Source organism: Boseongicola aestuarii (assembly GCF_900184815.1).
Classification (GTDB): domain Bacteria; phylum Pseudomonadota; class Alphaproteobacteria; order Rhodobacterales; family Rhodobacteraceae; genus Boseongicola; species Boseongicola aestuarii.
The window spans coordinates 35,381-49,183 of record NZ_FXXQ01000018.1; the positions used below are offsets into that span (position 1 = coordinate 35,381).

Below are 13,803 nucleotides of genomic sequence, written 5' to 3' on the forward strand. Positions count from 1 at the left end.
GCAAAAAATGGAGGTCTAATATGACCACTAATATTCCTGTCGAATGCGATGCACTTTGTGATGATTTTCTTATGGATCAGGCAATGCACGCTTTGGAAGTCGCCCGTCTTGAGCAATTGGTGTTGGCTGGTCACTCTGAGAGTCGTGCCCACGAAGCGGTTTTGAGTGAAGCAAAACTGCGCAGAAAAGCATTGGAGTCTGATGACGCTGTTCTCGCGTTGCTTGGCTCCATGAAGCCTGTGCAGAGCAACGGGGAGACGGTCTTTGAGCTTCGGCTTGAGGCGTCGGCGATGCTCCAGTGACTGATATCGAGACATCAGGTTTGCGGGATGGGCAAGAGCCATCCCGTATATCCTCTCATGAGAGCCAGATGCGCGAAGAAGTAGTTAACCACGAGATATGGGTCTCCGTTGGGAAGACCAACCGGGGCAAAAGTAAGTCTCAGAAGATGTCGATTCGGCGTCTTGCTCGGATGTTTGACGAGCCCTCCGTGGATAACTCGATCACATACGCCGAGTACGTGAAGCTGGGCGAGAGCAAAGAAGGCAAGGCGATCCAGGGCAACAAGAAGGCTGCCGCTGGGTTCATTGTCGCGGGCAAGTTCAAGAACGGATCGCGCAAGATCGGGGATATGCAGGGGCGATCCGGTATCCAGATCGACATCGACTACGCCACCCCGGAGCAGGCCGAGTTCATCCTGAATGGGTCGGCTAAGATCAACCAGTGGGCCTACGTCTGGCACACGACAAGGGCGCATTGCCAGAATAAGCCCAGGATCAGGATCATTGTGCCGCTGACCAAGTTAGTAAAAGGCGACGAGGCCAACGCGATCACGAGACTCCTGGCCCTCACGCTGGCAGAGGACGCCAAGGAAGCTATCGAGATTCCCGATCTTGTCAGCTTCCGACCGAACCAGATCATGTACCTGCCCTCGATCTCGAAGGACCAGGACTACCTGCATGGCGTGAACCTGGACGCCCCGATCCTAGATCCCGATGAGTTCCTGGCTGCGTACCCTGATTGGGGAGACTACACCAAACTGCCGCGCCAGGAGAGCGAAGACAGCGCCGAGAACACCACCGGCAAGTCCAAGATGGAAGACCCGACCGAGAAGCCGGGCATCATCGGAGCCTTTTGCCGGGCTTACGGGGCCGAGGAGGCGATTGCTGAGTTCCTGTCCGACGTCTACGTGCCAGGGCAGTCCTCGGGCACAGACATCCGATATTCCTACAACCTGGGCCAAGCCTACAACGGCGTCGTGATCTACGACGATATGTTCATCCACTCGCACCACGGCACCGACCCGGCCGACGGGCAGAACAACGTCTTCGATCTGGTCCGCATCCACGAGTACGGCCATCTGGACGAAAAGGCCCCGAGCAACACGACGCCGGGCAACATGCCGTCCTTCAAGGCCATGTCCGATTGGGCGGCGAAGAACGAGCGCGTCCGGGAGCAACTGGCCGACGCCCTGTCATTCGATGACGCCGAGTTCGATGACCTGGAAGACGACGAGCCCGAGGAGAAACCCAAGCCCAAGTCGAAGTCGCAACCGGCCACCGACGACCTGTTGGACACTGATCCAGAGGACGAAGGGTCAGATGAGTCCGATCTGGACGACGAGTTCGATGACCTCGAAGGCGACGATGAGCCCGAGGAACCGAAAAAGAAGAAGAAAGACGATAAAGCGGACAAGTGGCAGAAGCGCCTGGTCGTAGACAAGAACCTTCAGCCGGAGAAAACCCGCTTCAATGCCTGCCTGATCGTAGGGAACGACCGCCGGATCGCGCCGACCATAGCGATGAACGATCTGACCGGTTCTCCCTACGTCAAGTCGCTCCTGCGCTTCTCCAAGGTGCCGGAAGTCCACCAGATGCCGGTCGATGATAAGATCGTTGGCCGCCGCTGGACGGACGCCGATACCGCCGCGCTGAATGTGGCCCTGGCCGCGCCCACGAAAGAGGGCGGTTATGGCCGCGACTTCACCAATCAGGACCTTGAGACGGCCATGCTGCTCGCCGCAGAGAAGAACCGCTACAACCCGGTCCTGGAGACGATCAAGCTGGTCGAGTGGGACGGTGTGAAGCGGGTAGGCACCACCTGGGTCAACTTCTTGAAGGCCCCCGACACGCCCTACGTCCGCGAACTGGAGACGCTGGTGTTCCTGGCGGCCATCACGCGGCTCTATGAGCCCGGACACCCGTTCCACCTGGTCCCGATCTTCGGCGGCAAACAGGGTGGCGGTAAGACCGGCTATATCAAGGCCATCGCCTTCGACTCCAAGTTCTACGGCGAACTGTCTGGCGACTTTGCCAACCTGCAAAAGATGCTCGAATCGACGCTCGGCAAGTGGATCACCGAACTGCCCGAATTGAAGGGTACGCACCGGGGGCTGATCCAGGACATCAAACAATACTTCACCTCGGAGAAAGACACCGTTCGCCTGGCCTACCGGCGCAACGCGGAGGACTTTTACCGCCGCAACGTGACCTTGGGGACCACGAACGAGGACGAGTACCTGAGAGACGACGAGAACCGGCGCTTCTGCCCGGTGCCGGTCGCCGTCCACAAGCACGACGTCATGGACTTCGACGCCTTCATCCCGCTCGTGCCGCAGCTATGGGCCGAGGCGATGGTGATGTACCATGAGATTCGCAAGAAGATACCGCTGCCGAGGCAACTACCTCTGAACTTCCAGAGCCCGGAAGCGAAACGCGAGGCCGAGGAGCGGCAGACCGCCGCCCGTGAGGTGATGATCCACGAGCCCGTGGCAGAGGTCGTCCAGGACTACCTGGAGAAGCCTCTGAGCGTCGAGGCCGTGGCCGCCGGAGACCCGGATGTCGATGACTTCGAAGGTGACGCGGATAGCCCGCAGTTCGTGCGTAACTACGTCACAGCGACCATGCTCCGCACCGAGTTGGCCGGGAGCCCGATCCTCCAGGACGTGAAGATGGCCAAGGACAAGGTGCTGGGGCAGGCGATGCGCTCGCTCGAAGGCTGGGAGTCCTTGGGACAATGCCGCCGCCTGGGCAAGAAGGGCCGGTGGTTCTGCCGGGCTGGCATGGATAACAACCGGGAGTTCGTCCCGGTCGAAGCGGTCCAAGAGGTCGATGTGGATGACCTCCTCTCTTAACGACGACATAGAAGGCAAGACGACCTGCCTGGTCGATGGGGGACTTTGGTTCCTCAATGGGGTGAGTACGGCTCGCCCCAGATGACCTTCTATTTTTTGGGCTCAAAGCCGGGCCGATGCAGAGCGTCGGCTCGCCGTGACCCGCGATAAATCCACCGTTTACGGCTCGATTATCAGCCTGGACGAGTGATAGAGACGAAGCCGACTCGTGGCTGCCCGTTTTCCAACAGCAAGTGAAATACCGCAAAGCGCGAGCATCGGTTCTCGTTCTGAGTGAAAGGTTTCGCATCTGGGGTGGATGAATTCCCGTCCGCCGGGCGAACTTACCGGTTTTTGACCCCGAAAACGGGCTTCAAGTGTCCCACTGTCCCACGTGTCCCGGTAGATTCCTTAGGAAGCTACGCGCCGCAGGGGTTGCACGTTTTAACACTACAATTAACCATGAAATCAAAATTATAACTCTAAAGGGATTCTTCTGGGACAGTGGGACAGGGGGCTCTCAAACCCCATATTCATAAGGCTAAAATGGGTGTCCCAGAAGAATTAAAAGTAGTGGGACGCACTGGGACACCTGGGACACCCCCAAAATGGCTGCATGGGATGTGAATCCACCCGAAAAAATTGGAGACCGTTACACACCGTGTAACACGGCTTGCCTATCACTCCCGGCTTTTGCTGGGCACCGGGATTCCGGGGCTCCCGGCGGCCCGATCCGCTGGGGGTGGCATCCGTTGATTGCAGAAATGCACACTAAATGGATCATTCAGCCTATACTTATGAATTTAACTCAATATCTTGGGCCCTAATGTGAGTAAATCTGCAAGTCTCACGCGGCGGCGCTATAGGTTCTGTGCAAAATTGTCGAATAGCGCGCTCTGCGCCCCCCGCGACGCTGTCAATTCCCTAGGAAGGACCCGGAGCGCTTCAGGGCTGTCGGAGCGCCACAAGCCGGAAATGCAGGCGCACAGACAAAGATCGATGCTTAAGTTGCATCCTGCAGGGGCTCAATAAATCCGCGAGCTTGCGCGCAGAGCGGACATTGGTGCGAAGTGTAGCGAATGGCGGGTTTGAGCCCAAACAACGGACTTGTTGCAACGCGACGAAGGTCTGGTTTCGGGAACATGGAGTGTGGGATTGTGGTTCTATTTGCCTTCGGGGCAATGTGGCCAGCTCACTCCAGGAGATCAAGTTCCTCAACAATTGCGTCAAGCGTATCGGCCCGTTGTTTAACGGCGACAGCGTTCTTTCCTACATATGCTATAGCAAGCAGCCGCAACATTGACACGACAGTCGCATGGGTATTCAGCATACCATAACTCGCAACGTGGCATGGCAGGACAGTTTCAGAGAAGCGCTCTGCTTGGGCCTGATAGCGATGGTCAGTGATTGTTATGATCCGAAGTCGCGATGTTCGCGCATAGGCCAAAAGAGAGCGCAAAAGCTTTGGACGCGTCTCTAACGTGACAAGGACAAGTGCATCACGCGGGCCCATCATTGCCAAGTCGCTGGCCCAATCCTGACCCGCACCATCAATATAATGAACATCATGGCGCAGTCGCGAGAAGAGGGTTTTCCCAATGCGTGCGACACCATCTTCAGCACCAAATCCCAAGAACCATACACGTGGCGCGGTTGAGAGGATTTCGGCAACCTCTGGCAGACGGTCCGAGCGCAGCTCTTCGAAGGTTCGGGTCAAATTGCGCAGCTCCAAATCAAGATGGTCGACGATTGATCGACCCAGAATGACTTGGTCTGGTGCTTGCTCTTTTTGGGAATAAGGCTGGGTTCGGTCGCGTTCTTCCCGGGCCTGCAGGCGAACTTCTTCAAAATCGACATATCCCAAACTGCGGAAAAATCGGGCTGTGGTCGCTTTGGACACGCCCGCCATATTCGCAAGCTCTGTCGCGGTGTGGGTTTCTATAAGGCCCTGATTCTCCACCAATACATTGGCAATCTTCTGCTCACTGCTTGTCAGGCGTGCATGCTTTTCGTGTATCCGAAGGATGAGTCGTGAAGCCATGAAAGTGGAATATCCCGTGTCGCGTACAGATTCAACTTGACCTATGAAACGAAAGTTTCACTACTATGAAACAGTGAAACGCAAGGGAATCGCAATGTCTACTTCAAAGGTCGTCCGAGAGCGGATTTGGACAAAACTGCATGATGTTGCAAAGCCGGATACGCGGTTTCATCTGAATTTTGCCGAAGTGATCCCGGACTTTGAAGGATCAGAAAAGGCCACCGACCTCTTGGTTGCCGAAGACGCCTATACTGACTCTACGTTCGCGTTTATCACACCAGATAACTGCCTGGCTGATTTGCGTCGCCGAATGATCGAAGATGGCAAACCCTTCGTTATGTCAACGTATGGCATCTACCGCGGTTTTGTTTTGCTCGAACCAGAAAATGTTCCGGAAGGTGCCGCACTGTACGCGTCCTGGCTGGACGGGATGGAGCACTTCGGCGCACCGATTACATTGGAAGAGATCGCGAAGCGTGGGCGCTTTGATCTGATGGTGACCGGTGCCTCCGCTGTTTCAAAGAATGGCGTTCGATTTGGCAAAGGTCATGGTTTTTTTGATCTGGAATGGGGCATGTTTACAGACCTTGGCTTGGTCGATGAGACAACACCGGTGCTGGCGGTTGTCCATGATGTGCAGCTCGTCGAAGATCAACTTCAGCCATCCGAGACGGACATTCTGGTCGACAAAATTGCGACCCCGTCAGAGCTGTACACGGTTGAACGCCGCGCCAAACGCCCGAGCGGCGTGAAATGGCCGCTGCTAGACCCCAAACAAATTGCTGAAACACCGCCGCTGCAAGAACTGCAACGCATCCAAGGCTTAGCCTGAACCCATCCAACAGGAGACAAATGACATGACCTTAAGATTAAACCGCCGCCACTTTTTAGGCACAGCGGGTGCCGCTGCCGCCGCATCTTCCCTACCAAAGCGGGCGATGGCTGCAACGCCAATGACCATGCAAGCGGCATGGATCAACGACGCCGAATTTGCGGGTTACTTTCTAGCGATGGACAAAGGCTATTACACGGACGAAGGGCTGGACCTTACGTATCTGTCTGGCGGACCCGACGTGATCCCCGAGAGCACCATCATCGCTGGTCGGGCTGATCTGGCACTTACGACTCCTGATACCACGATCAAGGCGATTGTTGATCAGGGCGCGCCGTTCAAGATCATCGGCGCACAGTACCAAAAGAACCCCATCGGAATCGTGTCGCTGGTTGGCAGCGGCATCAATTCGCCCGCCGATCTGGTCGGCAAAACTCTTGCCGTGCCGCCTGTCAATGTGATTTCTGTCGAGGCCATGCTTAAGCTGAACAACATTGACCCGGCTGACGTTAACATCGTGCCATACGCTTACGATCCAACTCCGCTGATCAAGGGTGAAATAGACGCAAGCCTCGATTTCACGACGAACGTGCCTTACACAATTAGCCTGCAAGGGGTCGAGGCCACGTCATTCCTGCTCTATGATTTCGGCTACACGACCTACAATGACACCGTTGTGGTGACCGAAGAGGTTCTGAATACCAAACGCGCCGAGTTGGTGGCGTGGTTGCGTGCCAGCCGCAAGGGATGGATCGAGAACAATGTTGATACCACAGTTTGGCCCCCAAAATGGGCAGATACCCATTTCGCAGGCACCGGCCGCACCATCGACAACGAAATCTTCTTCAATGAAGCGCAAAAACCATTGATGGAAAACCCAGCGGGCATTTTTGCGATGACCGAAGAAGGCATCGCCGCAAACCTCAGCGCATTGGCCGAAGTCGGCATCAATGGATCGCGCGATATGTTCGACACAACTTTGCTAGAAGAAATCTGATGCCGACCCCGGACGGGATTTCCCTTTCCGGGGTCTATAAGACCTTTGAAGGACGTGGAAAGACGGTTGAGGCGCTGCGGGATGTAGCACTTAAATGTCCATCTGCGTCCTTTACTGCTGTGATTGGTCCCTCGGGTTGCGGCAAATCCACTGCTCTGCGCATCGCTTTGGGACTTGAGACGGCTGATGCCGGCGAGGTTTTGATTAACGGTGAAGCCCCAATCGTTGCAGCAAAATCTGGCAAGACAGGTGTAGCATTTCAAGATTCTGCATTGCTGCCATGGCGCAGCGTGCGTCGCAATGTTGAGGTGCCGCTTGAGGTCATTGGCCTAAGCCGGAAATCGCATGCCGCCCAAGTGCAGGCTATGATTGAACTTGTTGGCTTGAAGGGGTTCGAGAACTCACTCCCCGGAGAGTTATCAGGTGGTATGCGTCAGCGTGTTGCAATCGCCCGCGCGCTGGTCACCGAACCCACCGTCTTGTTCATGGACGAACCGTTTGGCGCCTTGGATCAAATACTGCGACGTCAGATGAACGTCGAATTACAACGTGTCTGGCAGAAGACAGGCTCAACGGCATTGCTTGTCACGCACGGAATTGACGAAGCTATTTTTCTTGCCGACCGCGTTGCCGTGATGCACGCGAACCCCGGTCGGATCGTCGAAATTATCGATGTGCCTTTCGCGCGCCCTCGTCATCCAGACTTATTCTCAGATCCCGCGTTCCATGCTTTGACAGATCGTGTCGCTTCGGTGCTGCATGGCTAGGGTGCCAACAGGCCTGCGCAATTTTGCGATCTTACTTCTAATCTGGGAAATTGCGGGCCGCATGGATCTGGTCGCCAGTGGTGCGCTGCCAGGGTTTTCAGAAATCTTGATCCGGCTATGGGAAGATCGCGCAGATTATCCGCGCCATATCTGGGCGACACTCTATGCCTCGGGCGTCGGTTTTCTCATTGGCAATGCAATTGCGTTGATAGCCGGTGTGGCTTTCGCGATGTCGCCGACATTGTTGCGCATCTTTCGCGGCGTGAATATCGCTGTCTTTGCACTGCCGCCCATCGCGATTGCTCCGATCCTTGTGCTGACCTTATCGGACATGGCACCTCGCATCGTCCTCGCAGCTTTGGCCGTCTATTTTGTAACCATGACAGCGACTGTCATCGGGATAAGCCAGTCGGACAATAGGGCAAGTGACCTCGTGAAAGCGTATGGTGGTAGCCGTTGGCGTATTCTTTGGCTGGTTCAATTGCGCAGCGCCTTGCCCACCATAACTACGGGTTTCCAGATTGCTGCTCCTAACGCCGTGTTGGGAGCAATTTTGGCTGAGTTTGGCGGCGGCGGCCGCTGGGGGCTTGGAACCTACCTACTCGGATCGCTTGGTCGAGGGGAACCAGACAGGCTTTGGGGCATTGGCCTGATCGCGACCGCTATTGCAGGATTGGGTTACTTGTTCTTTGCATTAATTTCTCGGCGCTTACTTGGGGCTACGCGCGCTGTCACTTTGAATACCGCCACTCCGCTTGGCGATGCAGTCTCTGCATCACCGTTTAAGCGTGTGCTGATGCTCATGGGCATTGTCTCACTGCCATTCCTTTTGTGGTGGGCCTTCATAGTGTTAACCGGCGTACCTGCGATGATCGCGAAAACACCTTTTGGGGTGATAGATTATTTGCTTTTCGCAAAGACTGCCCCTGTTGCACAAGAAAAGCTCTTGCAGGCATTGTCAGAAACACTCCCCATCACTTTTGCGGGCATGGCGGCCGGCATTGGCTTTGCTTTCCTGTTGGCAATCTCGACACGGCTGTTCCCAAACGCCATTCGCGCCTTCATGCCTGTGGCCCTTGTCACGCAAACCATGCCTCTGGTGGCTCTAACCCCGCTCTTGGTGCTTATATTCGGACGCGGCACGTCCTTGACGCTTTGGGTGACGATCTCTGTGACGTTCTTTCCTGCTTTCGTCACATTGGCGCAAGGGATCGCATTGGTTCCGCGCAGCGCACAAGATTTACCGCGCGCCTATGGCGCATCTGCTTGGCAAGAAATGCGGATAGTTACGATCCCTGCATCTCTACCATATCTGTTTGCAGCGACGCGTCTTACTGTCCCAAGGGCGTTGCTGGGTGTGATGATTGCTGAGTGGTTAGCAACCGGTCGTGGCCTGGGGAATTTGCTGAATCAATCGCGAGGCTACCTCGACTTTGGTATGATCTGGACTGTTGCATTTGTCTCAGTCCTCTTATCAGTCGTCTTGTACCAGCTTGTTGTGGCGATCGAACGAAAAGTGTTGCGACGCTTAGGCATGCAAACCGCAGAGTGAAGTTATTGAGCCGCCGCCTTGGTCGAAGGAACGCCGCTTTTTACTTCACTCACAATTGCGGAAAAAACGTACGTCCATTTGGATTGATCAGAAGAACCTCTTTCAAGAAGCAGACCTTTATGCACCTGCAGCGAAAGCCCGCTTCGTCCGCATTGTGGTCATTGGTGCACGGCGCAGCGAATGGCCGGAGAGAGCCCATACTTGGCATTCGACTTGCGCCGGTCCTTCTCATTTCTGGCGACCCGTCAATAGTCGAACAAAACGCGGAAATCATAAGGCGGGTTCGGGCATTCTTTGAGCGGAGGACCCAAGACGTCTACGGTTACATGTCGGCGCTCTCAATTGCCGGAGTTAATTCGTAGAAGGTATTGAAGAGCATGACGCGAAATTCTGTAACAACGACAGCCGCGGCAAATGGCCGTTTGTGGGGCGCACGAGCTCAGGTTTGGGCCGACGTTCAGGAGAATTTATTCAGGCCGCTTTACGACGCGGTGACAATTCCCGCCATTGTCGAACAAACCCGCAAAGGAAGGTCCAATCCAATGAGCACCACCAAGAAACGCGCCGCACTCTCGACTAAATCGACCCACCTCCCCAGCTTCATGCCTCCCCAGGCACTGCCCCTCCTGCAGGCCCAGCAGCAGATCGCCGAGGAATTCCAGCTTTTTGCCGAGCGATGGACAGATAGACGGCGCGACGCGGTCCGGGCTTTGGTGAAGGCATCCGGCGACGCAAACCCGTCCGAGCGGACCTTGCGGTCTGTTCCCGAGGTCATGCAAACCTGGCAGGAAACCTCGGTTCAGTGCATATCCGAAGACGTCAGCAACTGAATCGCGCTCTGGAGCACATGCAGCCGCATCATGACGGCGGGCGAAATGGACGTCGTAAGTGACCTCGCCAACGCCACAGGCCTGACCAGCAAGCCCGACAAGCTTCCAACGCGCATTCCGGTCTAAACCCCACGGCGGACAACTCCGGAAAAACGAGTCCGACCCAGACGACAAACCACTGACCGGGACGCACCATCGTGCGCCCCGGTCATGACCGCACTCAGCGCCAAACCCGCTATCGACCCAGCGGCTCCATATCCAGACGGTAGTCCTCGGCGATCGTGTAGATCGTCTTGTCGGGCACCTCATACCAGTCTTCATCCGGCGTCACCGGCTCCGAGGCGATTTCAACGGCCTGATATTTGGTGCGTGGTTCATGATGAACATGCGGTTTACCGCAGATCGTACAGTCGTAGATGTGGTCACGCACAAGATAATACAGGGACCGGTTATAGCGCGAGCCGATCACCTGATCGCCATCCGTCAGCACCACATTCAAACCCACACGCGCGTCCGGTGCGACCCGCGCCGACCACGCGATGACCTGCTCCAAACCCTGACGAACGACCTCTTTCAGCCCCCGTTCCGGATGGCGCAGAAACAGGCTCAGCAGATAGCGGAAAACGTGCTCGCTGTCTGTCGTTCCCATGATCTCCACCCGGTGCAGCGGATCGGTCTGCTCAAGGATCAGCGGGCGGACCAGATCAAACGCCGGCACAGTGCCGTTGTGCGCGAAAATCCATTTGCCGTGATGAAACGGATGGGTGTTTTCAAGGCTCGTGCCGCCGACCGTCGCGCGCCGCACATGCGCCACGACAGTGCGCGCATAAACCTTCGCCGCCTTCTTGGCGAAATGCTCACCATGAAACGCCGCCCAGGTCTGTTTCTCTACCAACGGCAGGCCGTCGTCGTAATCGGCCACGCCCCAGCCGTGACCATGCGAATAGCCCGTCATATCGCGTTTGCTCTGCGCCATCAGCGCGTTCTGGGCAAAGACCAACCCACATTCAACGCGGGTCGGTTCATTGGCATGCATCGCATAAAGGCGGCACATATCGCTCTCCCGATCAAATCTTGCGTGCAGCATATCGCTCCGGTCAGCGATAGGATGACATAGATCAGTTTCCCACCAAGATCGTGGTGTAGCTCTGGTGAGGAGTTTCACGCCACGACAGGGCGAATATGTCCAGGATTACCAATCTCGGAGATCAGCTCCTTTCAGATGAACCTGCGCTGATTTCATCGCTTGATTTCGGTGCCTGCGTTGCCCAAGGCACCGGAACCGGACCGTCTTTGCTGATCGGAGACATGTCCCAGATCAGTCTGATGCAGCCCGCGGGCGCCTCATTCCTTGACTACCGCATGGCGCATCTCGCCAACGCGGGCGATCTCGTTCTGGTCGCACGGCGCGACCCCTCATTTGAAGCATATCTCAAAGACGCGCGCGGCCTGAATGACATCACCTTCCTGACCGCCGGAACACCCAATGGCAATGCGGTCACCGCAAACGCCATCACCGATGACCAGGTACAAAAGACCCTCGTGGCCGCGGCGCGCCAACACGGGGGCCTCACGATCAAGTCCTACCTGACAACCGGAACCACATGGCACCTGGCCCGTGAAATCGGCCAGGCCGCAGGGTGCAAAATCCATGTCAGCGGCCCGTCATCGCGCCTGAGCAAACGCGCCAACGATAAACTCTGGTTCACGCGCCTCGCCCGTGGCGTGATCGGAACCGATGCGGTCCCCCCGACGATGTCCGCCTTCGGACCCGGAGCCGCCGCCGCAATCGCCCTGCGCTACGGCAAGTCCGGTCAGGACGTGATTGTCAAAGTGCCCGACAGTGCGGGATCGACAGGCAATATCCGACTTCAATCGGAGCTTTTCGCCCACCAGACCCAAGAGCGTCTGAAAGACCTGATCATGGATCGCTTGCACGCAACGGGATGGGCGGATCATTACCCTATCCTCGTCGGGGTATGGGACAAGGATGTAACCAACAGCCCCTCCGTCCAGTTATGGATCCCGCTCGCAAAAGACGGCCCCCCTGTGGCGCTTGAGGTCTTCGAGCAAAAGGTCCTTGGCCAAACTGGCCTCTTTGTCGGAGCCGTCCGCTCGACGCTGCCCCACGCACTCCAACAAGAGCTGGCAACTCAGGCCATCGGGATCGCAGCGCTGCTGCAAAGGCTCGGATACTACGGAAGCTGCAGCCTCGATTCTGTCATATGCAGGCAAGACGACGGAAAAAACCACGTCCACTGGATTGAATGCAACGGGCGCTGGACAGCCGTATCAATTCCGTTGAAGACGCTGAACACGATCACATCGGACAGTCCTCCCGACGGGATGGTCGTTGTGCAACAATCTCTGCAAGGGCCCGCAATCGACGCAGCGCAGGCGGCGCGGGCCCTTGATGGGGTGTTGTACCGACGCCGCCCCGGTGCTGCGCAACCCGAGGGCGTCATTCTCCTGTCGCCACCCAATGGCGCTCGCGATCTGGTCGCCAACCTGTTGGTCTTTGCCGGCTCACAAGCCGACGCGGACAAACTCACGGCCACAGCCCTGCAACGCTTGCGAAACCGACCGACGAACTGATCAACCTTCGCTGCGACCCTTCCTCAGGGTGCTGTCAGCCGAATACGATCTAGTCTCTTATAAGACAATATAGCTGCCCCTTATGACACGCCGAGACCGCGCCACTCGGTGAGAGCCGCGGCGCGGTTGAGCTTGAAATTGGCTCGGGAGTAGAGGCTGCGTTCCTGGTTGAAGTGATTGTAGACAGAAGAATGGACAGCGGCAAATTTCTGTAAACATCGCATCTGTCGAAAGCGGAGCATCGCGCGCGCTCTTCGTCGAAATGGTTACTTCGTAGCGTATTCAGCAAACGCGTTTAGCGTATTCCCCAGAATCTCGAAGTCTGGCGTGCCCGACATGTCCGGCAAGCCATGTCGCGGGAATCTGACCTGACCTATATAGTCCGGGGAGTTGTAGGACAGCATTACTGCACCCGAGCTGTCCTCCCAAACCAATGCCTTAAGTGGCCCGTCGATTGCCAGTGTCGGAGCAGCCATGAACCCGCGAGCTGCATGTGCAGGAGTCCCGAATACAATAACCGTGCTGCCAGGCATTTCTGTGCCCAATTCACGGGCTGCTTCCGCATGGTCGATACGTGTGTAGAGCCTGAAGCCCACCTCGCTCGCATTTAACACTGCTTCCTCAAACCGCGCGACGGTTTCGTCGAATGGGTAATTGCTTTGATGGGTTACCAAACCATTTCCGTCTGCTGCCAAAGGTTGCGCCAGTGCGAGTGCCAGTCCAATTGCTGCTACGATTGAGCAAATCAAACTTCGCATTGTTCCCTCCATGGATTGCATGAGTAGTTAATTTTATATGTTAACAGTCCGTGCAGGCGTTTGAGTTGACCAACGTCAAGATAGGTTCGACATCGCTGGCGGGCTTTGCAGTCGGCAGGCGTTAGGCTTCAACGATGGCTTCGTCCGCATAGCAGTCATTGCTGCACGCCGCAGCGAATAGCACCACTGAGCCCAGAATAAACGTATCTCAGGCGGACCGCCTAAGTTTTCTCAAGGACGAAAATTTTGGCGCCAAGTTTCGGTTCTGCTAGAAGGAATGGCCTGAAGTCCGATGAGCGCTCAACTTGGCGAACAGTTG

Annotated in this window: 11 protein-coding genes and 1 pseudogene; 8 read left to right on the forward strand and 4 right to left on the reverse strand. The window is 56.3% G+C overall.

Annotated features, from left to right (window positions below):
- Nucleotides 1-20: 20 nt before the first annotated feature.
- Together BOA8489_RS18150 and BOA8489_RS18155 are read left to right on the forward strand one after the other, a co-directional pair.
- Nucleotides 21-302 carry a hypothetical protein gene (locus tag BOA8489_RS18150; protein ID WP_093975727.1) on the forward strand — a complete coding sequence of 94 codons (282 nt, stop codon included), beginning with the start codon at nucleotides 21-23 and terminating at the stop codon, nucleotides 300-302.
- Between the two features lie 68 nt (nucleotides 303-370).
- The gene (locus tag BOA8489_RS18155) at nucleotides 371-3,133 is read left to right on the forward strand and encodes a VapE domain-containing protein (RefSeq protein WP_093975728.1); all 2,763 of its coding nucleotides are present in this window, start codon (nucleotides 371-373) and stop codon (nucleotides 3,131-3,133) included.
- Nucleotides 3,134-4,304: 1,171 nt separating this feature from the next.
- On the opposite strand, the gene BOA8489_RS18160 is transcribed toward BOA8489_RS18155, so the two are convergent.
- On the reverse strand, nucleotides 4,305-5,153 hold the full coding sequence (locus BOA8489_RS18160; RefSeq protein WP_093975729.1) for a MurR/RpiR family transcriptional regulator: 849 nt from the start codon (nucleotides 5,151-5,153) through the stop codon (nucleotides 4,305-4,307).
- A 43-nt stretch (nucleotides 5,154-5,196) separates the two neighbouring features.
- Between BOA8489_RS18160 and BOA8489_RS18165 the strand changes: the two genes are divergently transcribed.
- From BOA8489_RS18165 to BOA8489_RS20260, 5 genes are all read left to right on the forward strand, one after another.
- Complete coding sequence (locus tag BOA8489_RS18165) at nucleotides 5,197-5,985, forward strand: 5-formyltetrahydrofolate cyclo-ligase (protein ID WP_245813968.1); 789 nt, start codon at nucleotides 5,197-5,199, stop codon at nucleotides 5,983-5,985.
- Nucleotides 5,986-6,010: 25 nt separating this feature from the next.
- Nucleotides 6,011-6,982 (forward strand): ABC transporter substrate-binding protein, encoded by a 972-nt coding sequence (locus BOA8489_RS18170; protein WP_093975730.1) that lies wholly within the window; start codon nucleotides 6,011-6,013, stop codon nucleotides 6,980-6,982.
- Entirely contained in the window at nucleotides 6,982-7,749 is a 768-nt protein-coding gene (locus BOA8489_RS18175; protein WP_093975731.1) for an ABC transporter ATP-binding protein, read from the forward strand. Before BOA8489_RS18170 ends, BOA8489_RS18175 begins: the two co-directional genes overlap by 1 nt.
- A gap of 61 nt (nucleotides 7,750-7,810) precedes the next feature.
- Nucleotides 7,811-9,301: an ABC transporter permease gene (locus BOA8489_RS18180; protein WP_217897968.1), complete on the forward strand. Its 1,491-nt coding sequence runs from the start codon at nucleotides 7,811-7,813 to the stop codon at nucleotides 9,299-9,301.
- Between the two features lie 542 nt (nucleotides 9,302-9,843).
- On the forward strand, nucleotides 9,844-10,131 hold the full coding sequence (locus BOA8489_RS20260) for a hypothetical protein (protein ID WP_141138336.1): 288 nt from the start codon (nucleotides 9,844-9,846) through the stop codon (nucleotides 10,129-10,131).
- Between the two features lie 235 nt (nucleotides 10,132-10,366).
- Here the strand turns inward: BOA8489_RS20260 and BOA8489_RS18195 are convergent, their stop codons facing one another.
- Nucleotides 10,367-11,185, reverse strand: a complete 819-nt coding sequence (locus tag BOA8489_RS18195) for a class II glutamine amidotransferase (RefSeq protein WP_093975743.1) — start codon at nucleotides 11,183-11,185, stop codon at nucleotides 10,367-10,369.
- Between the two features lie 128 nt (nucleotides 11,186-11,313).
- Between BOA8489_RS18195 and BOA8489_RS18200 the strand changes: the two genes are divergently transcribed.
- A complete protein-coding gene (locus tag BOA8489_RS18200; protein WP_093975735.1) occupies nucleotides 11,314-12,726 on the forward strand; it encodes a preATP grasp domain-containing protein in 1,413 nt (470 codons plus the stop codon).
- An 80-nt stretch (nucleotides 12,727-12,806) separates the two neighbouring features.
- Here BOA8489_RS18200 and BOA8489_RS20870 read toward each other — a convergent pair.
- Nucleotides 12,807-12,992 (reverse strand): annotated as a pseudogene (locus tag BOA8489_RS20870) (IS6 family transposase); the annotation flags it as partial.
- Nucleotides 12,993-13,484: a DUF302 domain-containing protein gene (locus BOA8489_RS18210; RefSeq protein WP_176440364.1), complete on the reverse strand. Its 492-nt coding sequence runs from the start codon at nucleotides 13,482-13,484 to the stop codon at nucleotides 12,993-12,995.
- Between the last annotated feature and the right edge of the window lie 319 nt (nucleotides 13,485-13,803).

Bases quoted from the DNA above. Each gene is read 5' to 3' on its own strand.
- BOA8489_RS18155 (WP_093975728.1), top strand. From the start codon at position 371: ATGCGCGAAGAAGTAGTTAACCACGAGATATGGGTCTCCGTTGGGAAG.
- BOA8489_RS18175 (WP_093975731.1), top strand. From the start codon at position 6,982: ATGCCGACCCCGGACGGGATTTCCCTTTCCGGGGTCTATAAGACCTTT.
- BOA8489_RS18165 (WP_245813968.1), top strand. From the start codon at position 5,197: ATGAAACGAAAGTTTCACTACTATGAAACAGTGAAACGCAAGGGAATC.
- BOA8489_RS18170 (WP_093975730.1), top strand. From the start codon at position 6,011: ATGACCTTAAGATTAAACCGCCGCCACTTTTTAGGCACAGCGGGTGCC.
- BOA8489_RS18195 (WP_093975743.1), bottom strand. From the start codon at position 11,185: ATGTGCCGCCTTTATGCGATGCATGCCAATGAACCGACCCGCGTTGAA.
- BOA8489_RS18180 (WP_217897968.1), top strand. From the start codon at position 7,811: ATGGATCTGGTCGCCAGTGGTGCGCTGCCAGGGTTTTCAGAAATCTTG.
- BOA8489_RS18150 (WP_093975727.1), top strand. From the start codon at position 21: ATGACCACTAATATTCCTGTCGAATGCGATGCACTTTGTGATGATTTT.
- BOA8489_RS18160 (WP_093975729.1), bottom strand. From the start codon at position 5,153: ATGGCTTCACGACTCATCCTTCGGATACACGAAAAGCATGCACGCCTG.
- BOA8489_RS18210 (WP_176440364.1), bottom strand. From the start codon at position 13,484: ATGCGAAGTTTGATTTGCTCAATCGTAGCAGCAATTGGACTGGCACTC.
- BOA8489_RS18200 (WP_093975735.1), top strand. From the start codon at position 11,314: ATGTCCAGGATTACCAATCTCGGAGATCAGCTCCTTTCAGATGAACCT.
- BOA8489_RS20260 (WP_141138336.1), top strand. From the start codon at position 9,844: ATGAGCACCACCAAGAAACGCGCCGCACTCTCGACTAAATCGACCCAC.